Consider the following 25,459-nt stretch of genomic DNA (forward strand, 5'->3'; position numbering starts at 1 on the left):
ATAAATACACTTTTCTACTTGATAAGGTTTTAAAAGTGAATTATTATTCAATAATAAAGCATAATTAATCAATTGATTTAAAGAGGGATGAAATGAAAAAATTTAACCATATTATTGCAAGAACACCTGCCAAATCTCTTATTAATGGTTTAACCTCATCAAATTTAGGTAAGCCTGATTATCAAAAAGCTCTAGAGCAGCATAACAATTATATTCGTGCACTACAGCATTGTGATGTTGATATTACCATTTTGCCTCCCGATGAGCGCTTTCCTGATTCGGTATTTGTTGAAGATACAGTGCTTTGCACACCATATTGTGCCATTATTACAAGACCAGGTGCTGAAAGTCGCCGAGCAGAAACTGAAATCATATCAAGTACAATTGAGCGGTTTTATCCTAATAAAGTTGAACAAATTACCGCACCAGGTACCGTTGAAGCAGGTGATATTATGATGGTGGAAGACCACTATTACATTGGTTTATCAGCAAGAACCAATCAAGTTGGCGCTAATCAAATGATCGCTATTTTAGAAAAATACGGATTAACCGGCTCGGTTGTTGAACTCGAAAAAGTGCTCCATCTAAAAACAGGTTTAGCTTATTTAGAAAATAATAACTTACTAGCAGCAGGCGAATTTATCACTAAACCTGAATTTCAGAAATTTAATATTATTGAGATCCCAGAACAAGAAAGTTATGCCGCTAACTGCATCTGGGTAAATGATCGGGTAATTATGCCTGCTGGCTATCGAATAACTAAAGCTAAAATTGAGCAACTTGGTTATCAGGTTATTGAAGTGGATACCTCGGAATATCAAAAAATTGATGGAGGGGTAAGTTGCATGTCGTTACGATTCTAATCTATCGATATTAATCAAACCTAAAACCACATAATAAGACGACAAGATGAATACACCAGCAAGAAAAAAACTAGGCACCCTCCCCCTTACACTGTTGGTGGTGGGTAGCATTGTAGGAAGTGGGATTTTTAGCCTACCACAAAATATGGCCGAAGGGGCTGGGACTGGAGCTATTTTAATCGCATGGATAATAACCCTATTTGGCATGCTAATGTTAACACGCATATTCCAGTATTTATCGATTCGATTTTACAAAATCAACGATGGTTTATACGGCTATGTGCGAGAAGGCTTTGGTGACTATATCGGTTTTAACGCCGCATGGGGTTATTGGATATCAGCATGGATGTCGTGCACCAGTTACTTAGTTATTTTATTTAGTGCATTAGGATCTTTTGATTGCTTAAGCTTCTTTGGTCACGGCACTACGTTGCCAGCTGTTTTTACTGCTATTTTATTATTATGGATAGTACATTATTTTGTACTAAAAGGAATATATCGAGCTTTTTTATTAAACTGCCTTGTTACACTGGCTAAAATTGTCCCCATCAGTTTATTTATCGTTTGTATTAGCCTTGCATTTAAAATTTCGACATTCAAAATGGACTTTTGGGGAACACCTCAGTTAGGCTCAATGATAAAACAAGTTGAAAACACCATGCTCTACACCGTATGGGTTTATTTGGGCATTGAAAGCGCAACGGTTTATGCGGCAAGAGCCAAAAATATCATCAGTATTAGCCGTGCAACCTTTTTTGGCTTTGCCATTACTAGCCTATTGCTTGTTTGCGTATCAGTATTATCTCTTGGTATTGTGCCACAACAAGAACTTGCCCAAATGAAAAACCCATCAATGGCTTTAGTGATTGAACGTGTCATTGGTAGCTGGGGAGCAACCCTAATTAATATTGGTTTAATTGTATCGGTTAGTGGTGGATTATTATCGTGGTTAATGCTAGCAGCTGAAATGCTATTTTTAAGTGGTCAGGGCAACCAGCACACCGTGCCAAAATGCTTTGGCAAGCTTAATAAAACCGGCACGCCTGCTAACGCATTATGGTTAACAACGAGCTTCATAACAATTTTGCTGATTCTTTCTCACTTTTACCAATCGGGCTATAATACCTTAATCCAGCTATCAACCTCAATGGTGCTCATCCCTTATTTACTTGCAGCACTTTTTGTTTTCAAATTAGCTATACAAAGGCGTAAAGTCTATTTAATCATAATAGGTGCATTTGGATCGACTTATGGGGTATGGCTAATTTATGCTGGCGGTATATCTTACTTATTACTGTCGATGATACTTTATAGTATAGGACTACTTTTTTACCTCTATGCTAGAAAGCAACGCTCTTTACCCGTATTTAGTTACTTTCACGACAAAGTGTATGCCTTTTTTATCATCACACTTGCGCTAATTGCCATTGTCTATTTTTATATATTACCAAATTAAATGGTCATGGAGATGGCCTCTGGGTGCTATTTTCGAAATAGGTAGAAATCAGCTAACAACTGCCTAAATGATTGCGAATAGCACCCATCATCATCTCGCATACAAAGTTGATCCTCAATGATCAAATCAGCTCGGCTTAATGAAAAAGCCATCAACGCCAACGAAAAATCTTTTTTACTCGAATACCTAACATTCATCACCTGAGTTAAATATAAAAAATTTGATTCACACAAAAATCTAAAATGATTTGATAGATGATAAGGCAAAACTAAGCAAAATTGCCCTTTTGGTGTTAATAATCGTTTAACAGCATTAATCAATTGCTGATAGTTCAAACTCTCGGTATAACGAGCTAATTGCCTTTGTATATCTCGGCAATCTACAGCCGATTCAAAATAAGGTGGATTGCTTACAATTAAATCATAACAAGCCGGTTGATTAAGTCGAAATTGATTAATATCTGCGTGCTTGGCACAAATAGAATAAAATGAGGCTTGTTTGCTATTTTCATTACATTGTGCAATAGCATGATGATCAATATCAATTGCGTCAATCTTGCAATGCGTATTTTCTAACCGTTGAGCTAACATCAATGCAATTACACCACACCCCGTACCAATATCTAACACTTTTTGTGGAATAACATCAATGGGAACCCATGCCCCTAATAAACAACTGTCAGTTGTAACTTTCATAGGGCTTTTATTGTGTGCAACAAAAAAACGTTTAAAGGTAAAACCGTCTTTTCTCAAAGGTGTTTGGTGGCTAGCTATCATGGTTAAATTTCTTAAACAGTGGTTTATTTGATGCAATCGCATCAGCCCAACGAGTAGGTTCAGGTAATCGATAACCTCGTAAACATAAATTTACCCATTTTAATGCACTATCTTGACTTATTCGATGACCAGCCGAAATAAATAAAGGATTACAATTATCTTTACTACACAATACCCAGCCAATTTGTTCTTGCTGATCTTGCAATGGTGTTACACTACCAGCCCGTTTTGACAATGGCTCAAACTGGCCACATAATCTTTTTTTAGCTACACCAATTGTTGGCATATCTAGTAATAAACCTAAATGACTTGCAATACCTAAACGTCGAGGATGAGCAAAACCCTGTCCATCAACTAACAATAAATCCGGTTTCTGTGTTATTTGTTGCCATGCCTCAATAAGCGCAGGATATTCACGAAAAGATAAATAACCAGGAATATAAGGAAATTGCGTCTTTATTCGAGCGATATGATGTTCCACAACATTAAAATCTGGATAAGTAAGAATAACAATAGCCGCTCGGGTAATATCACCACCATTTTCAAAGCCCACATCGGTTCCACCAATAAATTTAACGGATTGATTAAACGCATCTGTTAATTTAATTTGTTTGGCTAACGTCTGTTGAATTTGTTTTAATTGTTGTAAATTGATAGACATTTTAAATCTGCTGAGTATGATTAACCGCAATGAACCAATTGTAACAAATTAATATGCCATATACATTAGTAAATCCAATCAACTTAACAGAAGAAATCAAAAAAAGCCGTTTTATTGTTAATGCTGCACCAGTTACCTCGGCCGAGCAAGCAACCGATTTTATTAATCAAATAAGCGATCTCAATGCAACACATAACTGTTGGGCTTGGAAAATTGGGCAGCAATACCGTTTTAATGATGATGGTGAACCGACAAGCACCGCTGGGCGCCCTATCCTTTCAGCTATTAAAGGACAAGATTGCGATCAAATTGTGGTTGTTGTAACTCGCTACTTTGGCGGAATAAAACTAGGTACTGGTGGGTTAATGCGAGCCTATGGCGGTGCAGCCAGTCACTGCTTACAACAAGGCGAACTTATTGAACTCATTGCCCGTATTACGCTTCAATTTCACTGTTATTATAGCGAATGGCCAATTATTGAAAATCGCCTAAAAGAACTTGGGGCCTTGATTGAACAACAAGATTTTGATGCCGAAGGTGTCAAAGTAGCTATAGGAATAACACAAGACAAGTCCCAATTATTACAAAAAACTCTCTGTGATATCACCCGTGGGCGCGTTATTATCGAGTTATAAAAAAGAGAAAAACTAGCTCACCCTTTCTACCTATACATATAGGTATCATCGAAAAAACGCCATTTTTCATTAACGTTATTGAGCTATTATTGAATTTATCCAACACCCTCTTATTAAGGTTACTATATGAATAATATATTGTTATTCGATTTATTATCGTATACAGTTTGTTTTTTTAATGGAGAGAAGTTATGCGAAACAAAGGTATTGCTTATTTATTGTAGTTCTTTTTGGTTTTATGGGTATCCATCGTATGTATTGTGGTAAGTGGATAACAGGTTTTGTTTGGTTATTTACTTATGGGTTTTTTGGAATTGGTTGGTTTTTAGATCTTTTCCTAACTAGTGGTATGGTTGATTATGCTAATTTAATTGATAATTCTAAATTCAATAAATCACAAAATGTTACAGTAAATGCATTCATCAATAGTGATAAATAATATAGGTAATTAAGCCACTCAAAATTGCTATTTTTACGCATTATATTAAATATGTCCCATTAAAACAGCATAACATATTGTATAAAATCGACTTTATGTTGTTTTAATGGTATAAAATCATACTAATAAAAATTTCACCTCTATCATCAAATTTAATTAAAAGCTTTTTTCAAAAATACGTAATAACTTTCTACTGACTATTTTAACTTTCTGTATAAAATTTTTAACAAAAAAATATTGCTTTTATAGATAAAAAGCAACATAAGGCACATTAACATATTTATTTAACATTACAATATTTTATGTTTTCTAATTTAAAGAGAAGATGAATTGACTTAAAAATAATGTGAGTTAACTGACAAAAATAAATATAAAAATTAGTCCATTTTACACATAAAAATCGTTCAGAAAAACCATTGATTTTATTTGATTTTTTAATTAGCGAAATACGGTTATATATTAGCAGGCAGACATGATCTATATAACAATAAAGAAAAATATTTAAACCGCCTACACGGCGGTAAACAGCAGTACCGCTCAACGAAACGGTGCACCATTTTTCTAAACCGCCTACACGGCGGTAAACGCGCTCAAGTCACGGTTTTGCTAGATGAGAAATTTCTAAACCGCCTACACGGCGGTAAACACCCTCGGTTTCAGGGTTCCATGTTACCCATATTTCTAAACCGCCTACACGGCGGTAAACCAAGGTATGGCTTGTAGCACCGCCGAGACATCTTTCTAAACCGCCTACACGGCGGTAAACTCTTTTTTTCCAATGCGTCAAATAGCCAGTTTTTTCTAAACCGCCTACACGGCGGTAAACTTTTCTCGATGTTCGCTTGCGCTTTTTTCAGCTTTCTAAACCGCCTACACGGCGGTAAACGCACGGCAAGTGCATCTTTACCAACTTGCCCATTTCTAAACCGCCTACACGGCGGTAAACAATTGTTTTCTATCGGGCGAATAAGAATAAAGTTTCTAAACCGCCTACACGGCGGTAAACAATTACAGCTACTCGCTGATTTTGTGCCATTCTTTCTAAACCGCCTACACGGCGGTAAACTAGAATCGAATATACTATAAACGTTGTTTAATAAAAGGCAAATAAGATTTTTATCTTCAAAAACCCTTTTATTAGGCATCATTTTAACTATTTGTTTTTATTTACTTTAATTTATTGTTAAAAAAAAGGGTTGGCAAGGATTTTGGTAGGATGATAACAACCCATTTGGTCAGCATCCAGTATTATTAAACAATATTATCCTAATATTATTTGATAAAATAACAAACGATAGGCTTTTATCTTCTTTGTTGAAAAAATATCTTTTATTGCCTAAAACAAATAATAAAACTACAATAAAATTACTTTAATCACTTATAACAAAAGCTATGATTACTTATCAAGATGCCACATTAACCGATTTGCCTTTTATTGTTGATGTTTATAATTCAACAATTGCCGGTAGGCAAGTCACTGCCGACACGGAGCCGGTTTCTGTTGAGAGTCGATTAGACTGGTTTCACCAACATAATCCACATAATCGTCCAATTTGGCTAATAAAATACCAAGATCAACCTTGTGGTTGGATTAGTTTATCTTCGTTTTATGGTCGTCCTGCATTTTATAAAACTGTTGAGATTAGCTTATATCTTCATCAAGATTTTCGTGGTAAAAAAATTGGCCAATTTATGGTAGCTGAAATTGAAAAATTTGCCCAAAAAACTGGAATTGAGGCAATTTTTAGCTACGTTTTTGGGCATAATTTACCTAGCGTTAATTTATTTAAAAAAATGCAATATGAACAATGGGGCTTTCTTCCCAAAATTGCTGAACTTGATAATGTTCAGTGTGATTTGCTGATATTAGGTAAACGACTAAATTAAGCCTGCACATTGTTAATATGCCATTTATTATTAATATACCATTTAATGATACAAAACGATTTAAAAGGATTTTTTGATGAGCGCTTTAAATGACCTTAAATATTACGCAAATCAATCTAAAATCACTTCAACCTTGGTTGTTGTAAACATTTTTTGCTTTTTTGCATTTAGATTGCTTGATAGCCGAGGTTTTTCAACCTTGTATGAAAATCATTTTTTAATTGATTGGGGAGCCGATGTGGCAGAACTGACTTTTTCTGGTCAATATTGGCGTATGTTTACCAATTTATTTATGCACGTGGGTTTTACTCACTTAGCCATGAACATGCTGGCATTATGGAGTATTGGACCGATTTTAGAACAGCGTATACCTCGCATTGCTTTTATTGGTATTTATTTTTTCTCTGGTTTAGTAGGAAGCTTATCAAGCGATATTGCCACAATTCACCATAATGTAATTAGTTGTGGTGCATCAGGTGCTATTTTAGGTGTTATTACTGCATTATTAGCCTATAGCTTAGTGTTTAAAACCAATATACAAGAAATGCCAGTTAAGGCAATGCTACTAAGTTTAATTTTAACCGCTGGATTAGGATTATTGCCTTCAATTGATAATATGGCACATATCGGTGGTGCTTGTACTGGATTTGTTCTTGGTGGGCTAATTTCATTGTGTCTTAAAATTTTTAAATATCCAAGTAAGCTAGCGTTACTTATTATTAGCCTATTATTGATGACTACTGCATTGGCAATATATACAGTATATATGCATTATGCCTTACCTAATGGCTATTATATCTATAATTAATAATAAAAAACGCTGATGATAACCAATCAAACAGCGTTTTATTTAAGCTAACTGTTAAAAGCTATTTAAGATTCGAGCTGGCTCAATTTTACAAGCTCGTTTAGCAGGATAGTAGCTAGCAATTAAGCTAAGTAACATGGCAGTTATAAACACTATCGCCACATCAAAGAAGTTAATTTCAGATGGTAAAAAATCGATAAAATAGATATTACTGTTTAAAATTTTATGCCCCATTAATGATTCAAGGAACCCCATGATGTTGGAAAGTTGCCATGACAATATCACACCTAAAATAACACCAATTAAACTACCAATTAATCCAGAAATTACCCCATACCAAATAAAAATATGTTTGATTAATCGATTAGTTGCACCTAGTGTTTTCAATATGGCGATGTCACGTTGTTTGTCTTTAACAGCAATAACTAACGTTGATACAATATTAAAACAAGCAACACCGATGACCACAATCATTGCCAGATACATAATTTGTCGTATCATCTGAATATCGCGATACATAAAACCAAATGAATTTTCCCAGCTATTAAATGATAAGGTGTCATCTAAGCTCAATGCAGCTTGACCTATAATTTGATTAGCTCGGTATACATCATTGACATTAATCATTATCCCAGTGACACTGTCACCTATATTGAGTAGTTTTTGCGCATCAACTAAAGGCAATAGAGCAACGTTATTACTTAAACTACCACTTAAATCCAAAATACCAATAACCTGTAAGCGAACTCGCTTAGGTGGTTTGAGTTGAGTTGATCCACTTGCTGATACAGGAATTAATAAAGAAACCCAAGCCCCCTCTTTTACCGCTAAAGATTTTGCTAAACCAGAACCAATAATAACTTGTTGATTATCTGCCTTAAATTCTTGCCATTTATGATTGAGCACATAGTTAGGTAATGCACTAATTTGCTGTTCTTGCTCAGGATCAAGCCCTTGTACTTCAACAGCACCAAGTTTACTACCGTTTTCAATAAGCCCAGTAAAACTAACAAATGGAACGGCTGATACAATATTTTTATTTTCTGTAAGCTCTTGCTGTACATGGCGCCAATTCTCTAAATTGCCAGAATCAAGATACAATTGACCATGAGGCACAACAGATAATACGCGGTTATGTAGTTCTCGCTCAAAGCCGTTCATGGCACTTAACCCAATGATTAATGCCGCTATACCAATAGCAATACTTAATGTTGAAATGATAGATATTAATGACACCATGCCACTTTTACGGCGCCCTTTTCGAAATTTGATGGCGGTAATTAAAGATAAATTCATATTAGTTATCCATTAGCTTTTTATCTGATGATACGCTATCAGATAGTTTGCCATCTCTCATCACCAACTGTTTATCAAGTTTACTGGCTAACTCTAGATCATGCGTAACAACTAAAAATGCAGTGCCATGTTCACGATTTAATTTAATCAATAGCTCAAAGATAGAATCTGCCGTTGATTTATCAAGATTACCCGTCGGTTCATCAGCCATAACTAAAGCGGGATTATTAATTAATGCTCGCCCTATTGCTACACGTTGGCGTTCACCACCAGACAGTTCAGAAGGACGGTGGTTAGCTCGTTTTACTAAGTTAACGGATTCTAACATTGCCCTAGCACGTTGTTTTGCTTCATTTGGCGAAACACCACCAATTAACAGTGGCATAGCTACATTTTCTAATGCCGTAAAATCAGGTAATAGATGATGGAATTGATAAACAAAGCCAATTTCTTGATTGCGTAATCGCGCTTTTTCTTGTTCAGATAATTGATTTAACTGCTGTGATTTAAAAATGATATCACCTGAAGTAGGTTTATCAAGCCCACCAAGTAAATGTAATAATGTACTTTTACCTGAGCCTGAGCTACCAATAATAGCAAGTAGCGACTTTGGGTAAATATCAAATGAAACATCTTTTAAAACTTCCGTTACCATTTTGCCTTCTTTATAAGTTTTATAAAGATTGTTTGCTGATAGTAATTTTTCAGAATTATTCATAACGTAAAGCCTCAGCAGGTTGAATATTGGCTGCACGGTATGCAGGATAAATAGTTGAAATGAACGATAACATAAGCAATCCAATAATAATTAAAATAATTTGCGATGGCTCAACGAGCGACGGTAGCAAAATACCCGCTAAAGATAAGCCCAACGCTTGCATGATTTCATTTAAGTTGACTGCAAGTAACAATCCTAAAACACTCCCTAAGAGCGTGCCAATTATGCCGGAGCTTGCACCTTGAATAATAAAAATGAACATAATTTTAAATCGTGATAGACCTTGCGTTTTCAAAATAGCCACTTCACCTTGCTTTTCCATTACCAGTAAACTTAATGAAGTAATAATATTAAAAGCGGCAACAATAACAATTAAACTAATCAATAATCCCATGACATTTTTTTCCATTTTAATGGCTTGAAACAATTCGCCACGTTTCGCACGCCAATCATTAAACACTAACCCTTCTGGTAATGCAGTATTAGTAACTGATGCAATATCAAGGGGTTTGTCTAAGAATAAGCGCCAGCTAGTGATCATATTGGCGGGATAACGTAACAAATTTCTTGCATCAGATTGATTAACATAAATAAGAGATTGATTAATATCATGATTAACTGAAAACAGTCCAACCACATTAAACAAACGTTGCGAAGGAATGCGCCCAACTGGAGTTATTTGGCTTGCATCTGTCACCATTAATCGAATTTTATCACCTATTGTAACACCTAACTGATTGGCAAGCGTTTGCCCTAAAATAACATTATATTGTCCTGCTTGTAGATCCGAAATTGAACCCATGTAAATATAATCACTTATTGGGTCTTCATCTTTCGGTTTTACCCCCATTAAAGTACTGACAGTAATACTTTGTTCGCTTTGTAATACTACATCACTAGTGACTAAAGGCGTAATGCGATTAACACCTGTAATCTTTTCAAAAGGCGAACTTAAAATGACATTGGGATCAATTCTTCCTTGATTAGAGGTAATTTGAGCTTGAGGAAAAAACTTTAAAATACTGTTTTGCATTTGATCTTCTAATCCATTCATCACAGATAGTACAACGATTAGACCAATAGAACCCAGCATAATTCCAATCATTGATAACCATGATACAAAACGACCAAAACCATCGGTTTTTTGCCCATATACATAACGCAAACCGATATAAAACACTAATGGGCGAAATATTTTTGACATAAACGTATATATTACCTGAAACTTTTTGACAAAGTTTTACGAGTTAAATGCAAGGTGCTTATCATACAGGATTAAACAGTTATAGAAAACAACCACGTACTTACGTTATAATCTAACCTATAATCTTGTAGCAATTTCAACGAATTCATCATGCCTAAAACACAAAATATTTCAACGTTAATACCTAAAAAATCAGGTGAAGTAAAACACATTGGGCAACTTGTTGGCTCATCTTTATCACAACTTTGTGCACAAATCGTAAATGTGCATGATGGCTTAGTTGTGATTATTACTGATGATATGCAACAAGCCTCGCGTATTGATGAAGAGCTAAAACAGTTCTCAACTTTCCCTTCGATCTCTTTTCCCGATTGGGAAACATTACCTTATGATAGCTTTTCGCCACACCAAGACATCATCTCTGAGCGTTTGTCTTGCTTGTATCATTTAGCTCATCTAAAAAAAGGGGCTTTAATTTTACCCATCAATACATTAATGCAAAAAGTCTGCCCTAAAAGCTATTTAAATGGGCATGTGTTTATAATGAAACAAGGCTTACAAATTAGTCGAGAGAACCTACGTTTACAACTTGAAAATGCAGGATATCGTTCAGTAAGCCAAGTTATGGAACATGGTGAATACGCCACTCGCGGTGCCCTATTTGATATCTACCCGATGGGAAGTGATCACCCTTATCGAATTGATTTTTTTGATGATGAGATTGACAGCATTCGCACTTTTAATGCCGAAACTCAACGAACACTTGATGAAATAGAACAAATCCAATTGCTACCTGCTCATGAGTTTCCCTTTGATAAAGCAGCTATTGAGCTATTTCGAAGCCAATGGCGCGAAAAGTTTGAAGTCAGATTAGAGCCAGAAAGTATTTACCAGCAAGTGAGTAAAAATATTTTGCCAACAGGTATTGAGTATTGGCAAGCTCTGTTTTTCAGTGAGCCATTAACCTCGCTTTGTTCTTATTTTCTTGATAAGACACTCATCATCAATACCGCAAATATTGAACAATACGCTAATAAATATTGGCATGATATTCGTCAACGTTTTGATAGCCGTGGTGTTGATCCAATGAGGCCACTTTTAGAACCTAACTTGATCTGGTCTAAAACTGATGAAATATTTGCTTATTTCAAACAATATCCACGCATGGTTTTAACCCACGAGCCAATTATTGAGTCAAATAGAAACATCAATCTACCTTATTGTGCTTTACCAGAAATAGCCATTCAAAGTCAGCAAAAAGATCCTTATTTACAGTTTGAAAAATTTATTGCAGATTTTACAGGAAAAATCATATTTTCGGTTGAATCAGAAGGACGTAAAGAAGCATTACAAGAAATTTTAGGACGAATTAGAATTCACCCAACGCCCCTCAATCAACTTGACGGGCAACAAAGCAACAACAATCGTTTTTACCTAATGATTGGTGCTAGTGAACAAGGTTTTATTAATCAGCAAGATAATTTTGCATTTATTACCGAAAATGAGCTACTAGGCAGACGTATTATTCGTCGTAAAAAAGAACACAAACAAGCCATTAATACTGACTCACTTATTCGCAGTTTAGCTGAGCTAACACCGGGTAAACCTGTTGTTCATTTGGAACATGGTGTAGGTCGATATGCAGGACTCACCACATTAGAAACAGGTGGCATTACAGCTGAATACCTTATATTACTCTATGCTAACGATACCAAACTTTATGTCCCTGTTGCGTCATTAAATTTAATTAGCCGCTATTCTGGTGGAGATGAAGAAAATGCGCCACTAAATAAATTAGGCACCGATACATGGAGTAAAGCACGGCAAAAAGCGGCCGAAAAAGTGCGAGATGTCGCAGCTGAACTACTGGATATTTATGCTGAACGTGAAAGCAAACCAGGTTTCGAGTTTAAACAAGATCGAGAACACTATGAGTTATTTTGCCAAGGATTCCCTTATCAAGAAACCGACGATCAACAAAATGCTATTGGTGCAGTCATTGGCGATATGTGTTCGCCTTATGCCATGGACAGATTAGTCTGTGGTGATGTTGGATTTGGTAAAACAGAAGTAGCAATTCGTGCTGCTTTTTTAGCGGTAATTAATCATAAACAAACCGCTGTTTTAGTTCCCACAACACTCCTTGCAGAACAACACTATGAAAGCTTTTGCGATCGTTTCGCCAACTGGCCAATTCGCATCGAAAGCCTATCTCGCTTTAAGACCGCCAAACAGCAAAAAGCTATTATTGAAGCACTTGGAGAGGGAAAAATTGATATCGTCATTGGTACACATAAATTATTACAAGAAGATATCAAATGGAAAGATTTAGGTTTATTAATTGTTGATGAAGAACATCGTTTTGGCGTACGTCAAAAAGAACGCATCAAAGCAATGCGAGCAAACATCGATATTTTAACCCTAACAGCCACCCCAATTCCAAGAACGCTCAACATGGCAATGACGGGTATGCGAGATCTTTCTATTATTGCAACACCACCAGCTCGCAGGTTAGCGGTAAAAACCTTTGTTCGAGAATATGATGATCTTGTGATTAGAGAAGCCATTTTGCGTGAGATTTTGCGTGGTGGTCAAATCTATTATTTACATAATGATGTATCAGATATCGAAAAAGTCAGCGAAGAATTAGCAAAATTGGTTCCCGAAGCACGCATTACCATTGGTCATGGACAAATGCATGAACGTGACTTAGAGCGCGTCATGAATGACTTTCATCATCAACGCTATAATGTACTAGTTTGCACAACAATTGTTGAAACAGGTATTGATATTCCTAACGCTAATACCATTATTATTGATCGAGCCGATAAATTTGGTTTAGCTCAGTTGCACCAATTGCGTGGGCGTGTTGGTCGTTCTTATCATCAAGCTTATGCATACTTATTAACACCTCACCCTAAATTGCTCAGCAAAGATGCTAAAAAGCGCCTTGAAGCCATTGCCTCGCTTGAAGATTTAGGTGCAGGATTTGCCCTAGCGACACATGATCTTGAAATTCGTGGTGCAGGCGAACTATTAGGTAGCGATCAAAGTGGACAAATTGAAACCATTGGTTTTAATCTTTATATCGAATTGCTTGAAGACGCCGTTAAATCACTCAAAGAAGGCAAAGAGCCAACCCTTGAATCATTACTCAACAACCAACAAACCGAAATCGAGTTACGTTTACCGTCACTCATCCCTGATGATTTTATTCCTGATGTAAATACACGATTATCGCTTTATAAACGTATTGCAAGTATTAATAGCCTTGATGAGCTAACAGAAATTCAAATCGAAATGCGAGATCGCTTTGGTCAATTACCCGATGCGGTACTATTTTTATTGGAAACCACCAAAATTCGTTATCACGCCAATCAATTAGGCATCACAAAAATCGAATTTGGTGAAAAAGGTGGCTATATTGAATTTGGTAGCAATAATAAGGTATCGGTTGATTATTTAATTGAAATCATTCAAAAAGAACCGAAAAATTACCGTTTGGAAAGCGCCAATAGATTAAAATTACTTCGTTCACAATTACAATCAACAGAACGAATAGACTACATTAAAACTTTATTAAAAGCGTTTTCTGAGCATCAAGAACCAGCTCAATAAAACAAATATTAATTAAACCAAATAAGCGGAAAATCATGATAAAAAAAAGCATTATTACCACAGCAATTATTGCTGTATTAGGTTCAGGATACATAGGCGCATCTTGGCACACTGGCAATATGATTGAAGCTAATATCGACAATAAAATACAACAAATCACAAAACAAGTTGATAATTATCAAAATTTGTTTAACGTGGTGATTGAATATAGCGATTACCAAAAAGCTATTTTTTCAACGCAACTTCACCTTACCATTAAATTAGTGCCCAAAGATACCGATTTGCAACTTGAACAAGACAAAAAGCAAGCAGAAACAACTATTTTTAATGATGAAATTACAATTCATCATGGGCCATTTCCTATGATGGCACTAGCTGAAGGAAAATTTACACCACAAATAGCATGGATCAACTATGCAATGCCTGAAAAATCAGCGCCCGAGCTTTGGAAATTAGCGGGTAACCAATCGTTTATCACCGCCAATATGGGGATAAGTTATCACGAATATCTCACCATTAAACTGACTAATAAAGCGCTTAAACTGACTGATTCAGCATTCACTTCACATTTTGATGCTAATTATTTTATTCATGGTGGTTTAGATATCTCTGATGGCAATGTTATAATTGAAAGCAATGAAGATTTTTCAAGTATCGTTGCCAAAGCCAATATTGATAAATTTAATTATTATGACAATCCTAAAGAACCAATAATTACTTTAAATAAATTCAACTTATTAGCTGAGCCTAGACCAGAAAAAAAAGGCGTTAATTACACCATAAACGCTAATAAAATAGCCTTTCTGATCGATGAATATTCAGCATCACGCCTTACACTTGATCACCTAAAATACCAAGGGAGTTTAAATAATAAATATCAAGCTCCTAATGCGCATGTCACAATAGATAAAATAACATTTGAGCCTGACATTAACCAGTTTAATGACTCATCAATCATGATTGAAAAACTCACCATTGCAGAAGAAAATACCTTAAGCACGGTTAATACGATAGATGGTTGGTTAAAAGTAGACGCCCAATCAGTATTGTTTGGGCAACAACATTTAGGTAATGGTTCTTTAGATCTTAGCTACCAAGGTATTAATATTGCCATGATATTAAACAATTTTGATATAGACCTTTATGAAGCCGATGTTAACCAACAAGCACCAGCCAACATCAAATTGGCATTAAATAAACTACATTGGCAAAACCCAGCCGGTGATATTAATGCGAATTTTTTCTGTAACATATCTGGTGAATGGGCAGAACTACAACAACTCATGCTAGGTATTGATAACATTGATAGTTTAAAGTTAAAAATTGATGTGCCATTTAATGTATTAGCCTATTATTTAGCGCAAATAAAAACCCCCAATGCAAACAAAATTACCCAAGAACAGCTAACCAACGCCTTTGCGACATTAAAAACGAATGCAAAAAAGCTATTTGGTAAATCAAAAATGTTTACGTTTAATAAAGATCAAAATGAAGGTTATTATTCTGATATCAAATACACTAAAGGAGATCAGAACGTGACCGTAAATGGACATCTATTAGATAAAAGAGATTTTTTTGAAAATTTTTTATAATTTATTTTTTTAAAACACAATAATAATGAATAAATTAAATTGCTAACGTGATTGCATTGACTGATTGTATCGATATTTAAATGCAAATTTAATCATGCCTATTTAGGCACTTTACATTCGTATATAAACAAGGCATGTAAACTAAATAGAAATAAATATAGAAATAAATATTTTTCAATATATTAAAAAAATATCGCCTATAAGGTATAAATCGATTAAAATTATCAAAATAACATATTAAATTTAGCAAAAATAACTAAGAGACTCATAATGAAAAAAACAACACTTGCAATAGGAATCGTTGCTGTATTAGGCGTTGCCTACGTAGGCATAGCATGGCAAACAGGTAATATCATTGAAAATAATATCGATAATCAATTAGCACAAATAACAGCCAAAATTAACGAATTTCAAGATGATTTTACAGTGTCAGTAATGAAAAGCAATTATGAAAAAAATATATTTTCAACTAAATTACATTTAACTGTAACAGTATCACCTCAAAATACCTTAGATGAAAATGCTAAGCCTAAAACCTTATTTGACGATGATATAACCATCCACCATGGTCCTTTCCCTATTGCAGCGCTTGCTAAAGGGACATTAGCCCCACAAAAAGCTTGGCTAGAATACGAAATGACAGAACAAAGCAATCCAACACTTTGGAAACTTGCTGGTAATCAACCATTTATTACTGGGCATATAGGAATAAGCTATGGCGAATATATCACGCTTAAATTAGCCAATAAAGCAATTCAAGTCACACAAAGCGAAATACCCACCATCGATAATGGCTTACTCAATGTAAGTAATGGGAGTTATACCTTCAGTGGCTATGCGGATGCTACCGACGTAAAAGCTAAAGTGCAATTGGATAAATTAGATTACATTTCAGATGATAACAATTATAGTTTGAAAGATGTTAATGTATCGCTAAAACCACTTAATACACTAGAAGACTTTGAATACCAATTTAATATTGGACATGCTAAATACACGCTAGATGGCATAACAAAAAGTACGGTTAATATTGATAATTTCCAATCAAAAGGTAATTTTAACTACAAAAACCAAAATGGTGATACACAAAGTAGCGTCGATAAATTAGCATTCACCTTTGCTACCGCTTCATTTTCAAAAGTTCAATCGGTAGTAATCAATAACATGATTGTAAACCAAAAAAGCACATTAAATAATGCTAATACCGTAGATGGTTCATTATTTAGTAGCATAGATTCAATTCTGTGGGGACAACAAAATCTAGGAAAAGTATCATTAGACTTTAATTTCCAAGGTGCCGATAAAGATCTATTTTCTGATCAATTTAGCCTTGAAGACTTTGATGAAATTATTGATAGCAGTCGCCCAGTTCATACAAAATTTTCACTAAACAAATTTAATTGGCACAACGCGGCTGGAGATATCAATTTCAATTTTGTGATGGATGTAAAAGATATAGGCAAAGATGCATTAGAAAATAATAATAATGTTGATAAAATAGATCGCCTAAAACTACAGCTTAGCGCACCATTTGATGTATTAGGACGTATTTCAGCACAAATAGAACATCCAAATACCGATAACGTCACACCAGAACAAATTAATAAAGCAAGCTCGAATCTAGTCATGATGAGCAAAATGTTTTTATATAATTCACCAATAGTTAATTTCAGTAAAGACGGTAAACAAGGTATATTCACCGACATTGAATATTCTCGTGCCCTTGACAACGTCAAGGTAAATGATAAGACAATGACTAAAAAAGCATTTTTAAATAGTCTTCAGTAAATTATCAATATAAATTCAATTAACTTCCTAATTATTCCGCCAGTTTTATTGGCGGAATGTGATTTAAACTAACCGAATAAAACATTCTTATGAACACTCAGGTCAACGCATCAAATAAAAACCAGTTCAAACGAACCATGAAAACTAGGCATTTAATTATGCTATCACTCGGTGGTGTGATTGGTACTGGTTTATTTTTTAATACTGGATATATTATTGCAACCGCTGGTGCTATCGGCACAATTATTGCTTATTTAATTGGCGCTCTAGTGGTTTATTTAGTTATGTTATGCCTTGGAGAGCTAGCGGTTGCCATGCCCGAAACAGGCGCTTTTCACACTTATGCATCACGTTTTATTAGCCCTGGCACAGGTTATACTGTTGCGTGGCTATATTGGCTAACTTGGACAGTTGCACTGGGCTCAAGCCTAACTGCAGCAGGCTTATGTATGCAATACTGGTTCCCTTCTGTTTCAGTCTGGATTTGGTGTTTAATATTTTGCATTGTGATCTTTAAATTAAACATTATAACTGCACAATTTTTTGCTGAAAGTGAATTTTGGTTTTCAATTATCAAAGTGCTTACTATTGTCATTTTTATTATTGCTGGTGCAGCAGCCATTTTTGGCATTATCCCAATGAAAGACAACATGCCAGCCCCATTTTTGCACAATATTACCGATAATGGTTGGTTTCCTAACGGCATCACTCCGATTATTATGACGATGGTATCAGTCAATTTTGCCTTTTCAGGTACTGAATTAATAGGCATTGCAGCAGGCGAAACCCAACAACCAGAAAAAACCATCCCATTAGCTATCAAAACCACTATTTTACGGCTTATTATATTCTTTATTGGCACAATTTTTGTTCTTGCGGCTCTTTTACCAATGGAACAAGCAGGCGTGATAAAAAGCCCTTTTGTCACTGTTTTTGAAAACATTGGCCTGCCTTATGCTGCTGATATGCTTAACTTTGTGATTTTAACTGCAATTTTATCTGCTGCTAATTCAGGCCTTTATGCATCAGGACGTATGCTATGGTCGCTATCCAATCAAGGAACATTACCCAAATGCTTTAGCAAACTGACCAAAGATGGTATTCCCGCATTTGCTATCACAATGAGTATGTTAGGCGGATTACTTGCATTGCTCACAAGCGTTATCGCTCCTAATACCGTATTTGTGGCATTAACAGCTATTTCAGGCTTTGCCGTTGTCGCTGTTTGGTTAAGCATTTGCGCTTCACATTACTTTTTTAGAAAGCAATTATCTACAACCGAACAAAACACACTAAAATATAAAGCACCATTTTATCCACTTGTGCCAATTTTAGGTTTTATTTTATGTTTGATTGCCTGCATTGGCTTAGCTTTCGATCCTCAACAACGCATAGCGCTTTATTGTGGTATTCCATTTGTGATTGTTTGCTTTATTGCCCACCACTTTACCCAAACCTACCAAAAGCGAGTGACAAAATATGACCAATAATAATTTAATTCACTCGCTCTTAAAGCAAAAAAAACACATTATTATTGATGGCGCGCTGGCTAGTGAACTACAACGCCGCGGATGCGATCTTAACGATAGTTTATGGTCGGCAAAAATATTAATTGAAAAACCAGAATTAATCCGCCAAGTCCATTATGATTATTTTAAAGCTGGTGCGAATTGCGCCATCACCGCCAGCTACCAAGCTACACCATTAGGGTTTTCCCAAAAAGGCATTGCGTTTGATGAATCTATCAAACTAATTAAAACCAGCGTTGAACTTGCAAAACAAGCTAAACAACAGTATTTAACGGATACTAAACAAAACAAACTTTTATTAATAGCCGGATCAGTGGGGCCTTACGGCGCATATCTTGCCAATGGTTCAGAATACACAGGCGATTATCATCTTGATAAAGAGGCTTTTATTGCTTTTCATCAAGACAGAATTCAAGCATTGATTGAAGCGAAAGTTGATATTCTTGCTTGTGAAACCCTACCTTCATTTGCAGAAATCAAAGCATTAACTACACTTATCGCACAATTCCCGACAATGGCATGTTGGTTTTCATTAACGCTAAAAGACTCAAAGCACCTTAGTGATGGCACACCATTATCACAAGTTATCAACTATTTAAACAATATCGAGCAAATTGTCAGTATTGGCATTAACTGTATTGCATTAGAAAACGTCACCCCAGCATTAGAGGTACTAAATAAACTTACCACTAAGCCGCTAATAGTCTACCCAAATTCAGGCGAACAATACGATCCAACTACCAAACAATGGCATAAAAACCATCAACATAATTGTACGTTTAGCAATCAATTACCGGCTTGGATTAAATTAGGGGCTAAATTAATTGGTGGTTGTTGTCAAACAACACCGAGTGATATTAAGCAAATTGTAGCGTTATTAAAGGGAGATTGATTTTTATAAAAATAAAAAGCTAATAAAATCAATACGTTTTCTGACTGATTTTTTAAGAGTAAAAAGATTTTATTTTGAGAGATAGTGTGGTTTTGAGCAATTTGGTTGCTTACGCAACCAAATGCTTTAGTTTAGTTTACCCGCCCGCTTCGTAAGTTCGGAGTTTACTTTTGACAATGCAATTATTCACTAGCGACTTAACCCTATTTGCGCTATCTCCTCACGTCCAAGGATTAAAAAATAAGGACTAAGGTCTAAGGGAAGAGGCGCAAACAACAAAACGATTGCTTTTCGGTTCGCCCTTGCTGACTTCACCAATGTTCGATAACACACCGAACTGAGAGCTACCTGCCGTGTCACTAGTCCAGCAACCGTAGTAGGTAAAACGAGCACTCGGGTAAGAGCCCATGCTACCCCACTCGGTGAAAAAGCCAGCATTAATGTGGCGCTGGTAATAATTATCTGAAGAAGAAGGAGTAGCACCAATGAAGCCATCACCATACAAATCACTCGCATTAGTTAAATCTCTTACCCTAGGCAGACTATAACCTATGCTATTACACCAAGCTTCTTGATTAGAAGCCGAATCATATTTACTTCCACGGTTGACGAACCACTGCTTTAATACAAATCCATACTTGATAACGGCGTTACCACCACTATCTCGGCCGACTAACTCGAATGTTGCAGGTAAAGACGGGCGAAGTATATTACCTGGAGAACTTGAATTCCACTCCGTTGAAGTAGCGTGAGGGCCAATTAAAGTGACGCGTACGCTTGTACCTGATAGATCAGGCGTCATTATTGCAGTAATGCCACTATGGGTGACAGAATCCCATGATAACGGTTCACTACCAACAATATCTAAATCAAAGAACAAATAATGTGCCCCAGTAGTAGGAAAGTTTAAATCATAAGATGATGGGTTAGTAGACTGGACGAGAAAACCCTTATCAGGATTCCATATGGATGGCGGCCCCGCATTCTCTCCATTACCATATTTTAAATAAGGACGTACAAAGCTCACCTGCGGTGATACCTTTGGGCTAATATAATAGGTTGCGCTACTAGCGTTAAAGGGACTACTATTAGGAACACCGTAGCGTGTACTTAAAGTGCCGCTAGTATTGGCTAATGTTACTTTATAAGGAGCATCATGTGCTGTTAATACCTTATTACGCGCTACTAATTGGTTATTTTTATCCGTAATTGAAACGGTTAGCGCTCCAGTCGCACTAACCTCATTAACGCCTTGACCGTCACCATCATCATCACGCCAATAATTATTAGGCGGGCCGATAAGTGAGTTTAAAGCGATTGAATTGGTATTAACTGGCACAAACATGTCAATGTTAGCAAAACTCTCACCAACATTAGGTAACCTGATAGGATTCGTGGCACTTGAAGTATTTGTTTGAGGAGTAAAAACTCGATCGTCTGATAACTTGATACTTAACAACATATCCATATTTGTGGCCTTTGTCCGACCACCGTCGAATGTCAAATACGGCGCACTACCCTCTATAATGTTCGTGCTTTGTGCCGATAGTGCCTGTGCAGTCAATGAACATAACAACAGCCACGGTAACAATAACCATTTTTGCCTTAACGGAAAGTTTAATGTTGTGGGTTTAATTAAATTGCATATATAAAAGTAATTTTTGAGACTAGCTAAAAGATTGAAGACCAAGAACAGCCAATACTGAGGACTAAAAGAACACTGCATTACGTTTTTCCTATTACATAATATTTTGTTTTATTTTATATTAATCACTTATTCTGCGTATAATATCGCTTGTTCGATCCGTTTTTTGATCAAATAAATTATAATTGCTAAAATTTTTTTCGCTACTTTTTTGTGTATTTTTCGATTATTTTTTGCAAACTTTCTTTACAAAAACAGCACAAATTTTAGAAAGGTTAAAACGCTAGTGTTTTGTGTTTTGATTGCATCGACAAATTCTTGGGATGAAGTATTCTATTATCATTATTTTGAGAGCATTTTACATTTGCCAATAAAACTTGTTCTTCTTGCTATTGATGAAAACGCCCGAAAATCCCCTCAAAATAAACATTTTCCCCCTTAAAAAACGGTCAGAAAACTCATTGATTTTATTGAAGTTTTTATTTTATTTTTTTATAAAAATCAACGTTTTTTATCGACAAAGGCTAACGCCCTGCCTTATTCGGTATCAGAATGTGCTACCAGCAAAGCGAGTTTAGCACGCTAAACAAGGATGTTTGGCGAGGATTACTTGATTGGGAATAATTTTGTCAGAAATAAATCAGGGCTGGTGCGTTAACTCAAGTGGCAACGGTGGTCTAAATTCTCCCAAAAAAAGTTGAACATCTGAGGGTAACGAAAATGACCTTGAAAAGCCAAGCATCATGGATGATACGAGTAACTATAAGTAGACCACATTTTGCACCATGTGTGAGTACTGGAGGATTTCGCATAAAATGCCTTGCTAAACGTCATCATCAGTTGCTTATTATATCCTCAAATCTTAAAACATCCGAAACCAAACTCCACCCCAAAAAAGTCTTTTTATCCTTAAAAAATCATTCAGAAAACCAATTGATTTTATTGAAGTTTTTATTTTTATAAAAATCAACAGCTTTTGCCTACAAAGGTTCATGCCGTGCCCTATTCGGCATCAAAACATGTCATCGACAGTATAAGAGCTGCTTTGATTGCTTTTTACTCAAACCAAATCATTGATGCCATTCTGCCAGTTCTGTTTTCACGACGGTACGAAAAGAATTTATCTTGCTCAATATAAGTGCAATAATCGCCACCAAAAATTTGCGTTATTCCCATCATTTGTAAGCGCTGTTTAGCAATTAAATAAAGGTCGGCTAGGTACTTTTGTTCTGTAGGATTGATTAATTTGAACGCAAATTGTGCTTTTTTATCGACTTTTTCAAATTGCTGTTTGACTTCAATACCGACTTCAAACTTTTTGGCACTGATAGTAGGGCCTAACCAAGCAATGATATTTGCTGGCGAGCTGGCAAATTTCTTAACCGTTTCTTCTAATATGCCATTACATAATCCTCGCCAACCTGCATGGGTTGCGGCGACTTCGTCACCATTTGTTGTGCAAAATAATACAGGCATACAGTCTGCGGTTAGTACTACACTAACTTGTTTGGGTTGATTAGTATATGACGCATCGGCTTCAAGTGTTTGATTCAAAACGATGTTAGCTGTTGGCGGTTGTAATGGCATTTGTGAGATATCAAGCACTGTGGTGCTGTGGGTTTGTATTAGCCAATGCGGTTCGCTAGGTATTTGTTCCGCTTGCATAATGCGACGGCGGTTTTCCGCAACATCTTCTACGTTATCCCCCGTTCGATCACCCATATTTAAACTTGCAAATGATGCTAAGCTAACACCGCCACTACGTGTTGTAGTAAAGGCACGAATATTTTTTGGCGCCGTCCAATATGGGTAAATCGATTTAATCATATTTATCACCAATCAAGTTCATCTTTATGTTGTTCAGTATCTTGTTGCAATGCTTGAATCAATTTTTGCATATCATCAGGAATAGGCGCATGCCATTCCATCAGTTCACCTGTAATTGGGTGGAATAATCGCAACATGGTAGCATGTAGTGCTTGCCTATCAAAATCACGAAGCATTTGAATAAATGAGTCGCTAGCACCTTTTGGCGGTCTAGGGCGCCCACCATAAAGAGGATCGCCAATTAGTGGGTGCGCAATATGGGCCATATGAACTCGGATTTGATGAGTTCGCCCTGTTTCTAGTCTTAAGCGTAAGCGTGTGTGCAAGCGATATTTTTCCATCACTCGATAATGTGTAACAGCGGGTTTGCCAGTTGGAAAAACAGCCATGTGAGTTCGTTTAGTTGGATGACGTGTGATAGGCTGATCCACTGTGCCACCTGCGGTTATAATACCCATAGCAACAGCTTCGTATTCGCGCGTGATTTCGCGTAGTTGGAGCGCTTCAACTAAGTGCGTTTGAGCAGTAATAGTTTTAGCAACAACCATTAAGCCTGTGGTATCTTTATCGAGCCGATGCACTATCCCTGCGCGCGGCACTCGGGATATTTCTGGATAATGGTAGAGCAAGGCATTGAGCACTGTACCATTAGGGTTACCTGCGCCAGGATGTACCACTAAATCTCGAGGTTTGTTGAGCACTAAAATATCGTCATCTTCATAAACTACATCGAGTTTTATATTTTCAGGTTGGTGATGGGTTTCTTCTTCAATTTCGGCATTGATTATTATTTTTTCACCACCCAGTACTCTTTCTTTGGGTTTATTGACGATCACATTGTTGACAGTGACTTTATTATTGACAATCCAATCTTTTATTCTAGATCGTGAGTAATCAGGGAAAAGTGCTGATAATGCTTGATCTAAACGCATTCCTAGCTGGTTTTGTTCTATTTCAATTGATAATTTTAACTCGTGCATGTGTAATTTATCTATTTTAAGCTGTTTTGTTTTAGAGTATTATATACCAATCATAGCTTTTAATGTTTAATTATATTTGGATTAAAACTGAATGAAATTGCGTTTACACTCTTTGTTAGCTATCGCTTTAAGTGGCATGTTAATTGGATGTACATCATCTAAACCTGATGTTGAAAATGTGCCTGAAATTGAGCTTCATAATAAAGCGAAATCAGATCTTGAAAATGGTAATATTAAATCCAGTATTGCTATATTAGAGGCTATGGACAAAAATTATCCATTTGGTCCTTATTCTCAACAAGTACAACTTGATTTAATTTATGCTTACTACAAGTCTGCCGATTTTCCGTTAGCGATTGCCTCAATCGACCGATTTTTAAAATTAAATCCAACGCACCCTAATGTAGATTGGATTATTTATATGCGTGGCATTTCAAATATGGCACAAGACGATAATATGATTCAAGGCTGGTTTAATGTTGATCGCTCAGACCGCGATGCAGATTATGCAGCTGCTGCATTTAAAGACTTTAATTACTTAGTATCTAGTTTTCCAAACAGCCCCTATACTGCCGATGCACAAAAACGCCTTGTATTTTTGAAAAACAGATTAGCCCGCTATCAGTTGAAAATAGCGCAGTTCTATACTAAACGCGGTGCTTATGTAGCGGTAATTAATCGTGTGACAGATATGTTAACGATGTTCCCTGATACCGATTCGACTAAAAAAGCATTGCTATTAATGCGTAATGCTTATAATGAACTAGGCTTAGTAAACGAAACCCAAAAAGTTGATACACTGATCCAAGCAAATCTTCACAACATGCCGAAAGAAGAACAACGTT

General features: G+C 36.0%; 19 protein-coding genes, 1 pseudogene and 1 CRISPR repeat array. Of the genes and pseudogenes, 12 read left to right on the top strand and 8 right to left on the bottom strand.

Going from position 1 to position 25,459, the window contains the following annotated elements; genetic code table 11:
* Nucleotides 1-92 precede the first annotated feature (92 nt).
* Both ddaH and A9G28_RS09280 read left to right on the top strand, forming a co-directional pair.
* Nucleotides 93-863, top strand: coding sequence for a dimethylargininase (gene ddaH, locus A9G28_RS09275; protein ID WP_065567536.1), 771 nt, complete (start codon nucleotides 93-95; stop codon nucleotides 861-863).
* 46 nt (nucleotides 864-909) lie between these two features.
* Nucleotides 910-2,319, top strand: a complete 1,410-nt coding sequence (locus tag A9G28_RS09280) for a basic amino acid/polyamine antiporter (protein ID WP_065580484.1) — start codon at nucleotides 910-912, stop codon at nucleotides 2,317-2,319.
* A gap of 26 nt (nucleotides 2,320-2,345) precedes the next feature.
* Here the strand turns inward: A9G28_RS09280 and A9G28_RS09285 are convergent, their stop codons facing one another.
* Both A9G28_RS09285 and nfi read right to left on the bottom strand, forming a co-directional pair.
* Nucleotides 2,346-3,095: a tRNA1(Val) (adenine(37)-N6)-methyltransferase gene (locus A9G28_RS09285; protein WP_065580485.1), complete on the bottom strand. Its 750-nt coding sequence runs from the start codon at nucleotides 3,093-3,095 to the stop codon at nucleotides 2,346-2,348.
* A complete protein-coding gene (nfi, locus tag A9G28_RS09290; RefSeq protein WP_141674729.1) occupies nucleotides 3,085-3,756 on the bottom strand; it encodes a deoxyribonuclease V in 672 nt (223 codons plus the stop codon). Before nfi ends, A9G28_RS09285 begins: the two co-directional genes overlap by 11 nt.
* A gap of 53 nt (nucleotides 3,757-3,809) precedes the next feature.
* On the opposite strand from nfi, the gene A9G28_RS09295 reads away from it, so the two are divergent.
* The 4 genes from A9G28_RS09295 (at nucleotide 3,810) to A9G28_RS09310 (ending at nucleotide 7,525) form a co-directional block, all read left to right on the top strand.
* Complete coding sequence (locus A9G28_RS09295; protein WP_065580486.1) at nucleotides 3,810-4,391, top strand: IMPACT family protein; 582 nt, start codon at nucleotides 3,810-3,812, stop codon at nucleotides 4,389-4,391.
* Between the two features lie 178 nt (nucleotides 4,392-4,569).
* On the top strand, nucleotides 4,570-4,830 hold the full coding sequence (locus A9G28_RS09300) for an NINE protein (RefSeq protein WP_141674730.1): 261 nt from the start codon (nucleotides 4,570-4,572) through the stop codon (nucleotides 4,828-4,830).
* 498 nt (nucleotides 4,831-5,328) lie between these two features.
* Nucleotides 5,329-5,896: a CRISPR direct-repeat array (repeat unit 28 nt; unit sequence TTTCTAAACCGCCTACACGGCGGTAAAC).
* Nucleotides 5,897-6,222: 326 nt separating this feature from the next.
* Nucleotides 6,223-6,717: a GNAT family N-acetyltransferase gene (locus A9G28_RS09305; RefSeq protein WP_065567039.1), complete on the top strand. Its 495-nt coding sequence runs from the start codon at nucleotides 6,223-6,225 to the stop codon at nucleotides 6,715-6,717.
* A 76-nt stretch (nucleotides 6,718-6,793) separates the two neighbouring features.
* The gene (locus A9G28_RS09310) at nucleotides 6,794-7,525 is read left to right on the top strand and encodes a rhomboid family intramembrane serine protease (RefSeq protein WP_065567040.1); all 732 of its coding nucleotides are present in this window, start codon (nucleotides 6,794-6,796) and stop codon (nucleotides 7,523-7,525) included.
* Nucleotides 7,526-7,579: 54 nt separating this feature from the next.
* On the opposite strand, the gene lolE is transcribed toward A9G28_RS09310, so the two are convergent.
* The 3 genes from lolE to lolC are packed head-to-tail and all read right to left on the bottom strand — an operon-like array spanning nucleotide 7,580 to nucleotide 10,734.
* The gene (lolE, locus tag A9G28_RS09315; protein WP_065567041.1) at nucleotides 7,580-8,821 is read right to left on the bottom strand and encodes a lipoprotein-releasing ABC transporter permease subunit LolE; all 1,242 of its coding nucleotides are present in this window, start codon (nucleotides 8,819-8,821) and stop codon (nucleotides 7,580-7,582) included.
* Nucleotide 8,822: 1 nt separating this feature from the next.
* Nucleotides 8,823-9,539 carry a lipoprotein-releasing ABC transporter ATP-binding protein LolD gene (lolD, locus tag A9G28_RS09320; protein ID WP_065580487.1) on the bottom strand — a complete coding sequence of 239 codons (717 nt, stop codon included), beginning with the start codon at nucleotides 9,537-9,539 and terminating at the stop codon, nucleotides 8,823-8,825.
* Nucleotides 9,532-10,734, bottom strand: coding sequence for a lipoprotein-releasing ABC transporter permease subunit LolC (lolC, locus tag A9G28_RS09325; RefSeq protein WP_065580520.1), 1,203 nt, complete (start codon nucleotides 10,732-10,734; stop codon nucleotides 9,532-9,534). Before lolC ends, lolD begins: the two co-directional genes overlap by 8 nt.
* Before the next feature lie 159 nt (nucleotides 10,735-10,893).
* Between lolC and mfd the strand changes: the two genes are divergently transcribed.
* From mfd to mmuM, 5 genes are all read left to right on the top strand, one after another.
* Complete coding sequence (gene mfd / locus A9G28_RS09330) at nucleotides 10,894-14,361, top strand: transcription-repair coupling factor (RefSeq protein ID WP_065580488.1); 3,468 nt, start codon at nucleotides 10,894-10,896, stop codon at nucleotides 14,359-14,361.
* Nucleotides 14,362-14,396: 35 nt separating this feature from the next.
* The gene (locus tag A9G28_RS09335; RefSeq protein ID WP_065580489.1) at nucleotides 14,397-15,953 is read left to right on the top strand and encodes a DUF945 family protein; all 1,557 of its coding nucleotides are present in this window, start codon (nucleotides 14,397-14,399) and stop codon (nucleotides 15,951-15,953) included.
* A 270-nt stretch (nucleotides 15,954-16,223) separates the two neighbouring features.
* Complete coding sequence (locus A9G28_RS09340; protein ID WP_065580490.1) at nucleotides 16,224-17,741, top strand: YdgA family protein; 1,518 nt, start codon at nucleotides 16,224-16,226, stop codon at nucleotides 17,739-17,741.
* Between the two features lie 89 nt (nucleotides 17,742-17,830).
* Nucleotides 17,831-19,231: an S-methylmethionine permease gene (mmuP, locus tag A9G28_RS09345; RefSeq protein ID WP_065580491.1), complete on the top strand. Its 1,401-nt coding sequence runs from the start codon at nucleotides 17,831-17,833 to the stop codon at nucleotides 19,229-19,231.
* The gene (mmuM, locus tag A9G28_RS09350) at nucleotides 19,221-20,162 is read left to right on the top strand and encodes a homocysteine S-methyltransferase (RefSeq protein ID WP_065580492.1); all 942 of its coding nucleotides are present in this window, start codon (nucleotides 19,221-19,223) and stop codon (nucleotides 20,160-20,162) included. The genes mmuP and mmuM overlap by 11 nt, the downstream gene beginning before the upstream one ends.
* Nucleotides 20,163-20,409: 247 nt before the next feature.
* Here the strand turns inward: mmuM and A9G28_RS09355 are convergent, their stop codons facing one another.
* From A9G28_RS09355 to rluD, 3 genes are all read right to left on the bottom strand, one after another.
* Nucleotides 20,410-21,630 (bottom strand): hypothetical protein, encoded by a 1,221-nt coding sequence (locus tag A9G28_RS09355; RefSeq protein WP_065580493.1) that lies wholly within the window; start codon nucleotides 21,628-21,630, stop codon nucleotides 20,410-20,412.
* Between the two features lie 1,233 nt (nucleotides 21,631-22,863).
* Nucleotides 22,864-23,631 carry a peptidoglycan editing factor PgeF gene (gene pgeF, locus A9G28_RS09360; protein WP_065580521.1) on the bottom strand — a complete coding sequence of 256 codons (768 nt, stop codon included), beginning with the start codon at nucleotides 23,629-23,631 and terminating at the stop codon, nucleotides 22,864-22,866.
* Nucleotides 23,632-23,639: 8 nt separating this feature from the next.
* Entirely contained in the window at nucleotides 23,640-24,614 is a 975-nt protein-coding gene (gene rluD, locus A9G28_RS09365) for a 23S rRNA pseudouridine(1911/1915/1917) synthase RluD (RefSeq protein WP_065580494.1), read from the bottom strand.
* A gap of 91 nt (nucleotides 24,615-24,705) precedes the next feature.
* Between rluD and bamD the strand changes: the two are divergent.
* Nucleotides 24,706-25,428, top strand: a pseudogene (gene bamD / locus A9G28_RS09370) (outer membrane protein assembly factor BamD); the annotation flags it as partial.
* Nucleotides 25,429-25,459: the final 31 nt, after the last annotated feature.

Source organism: Gilliamella sp. Fer1-1 (genome assembly GCF_001690825.1).
GTDB classification, from domain to species: Bacteria; Pseudomonadota; Gammaproteobacteria; order Enterobacterales; family Orbaceae; genus Gilliamella; species Gilliamella apicola_C.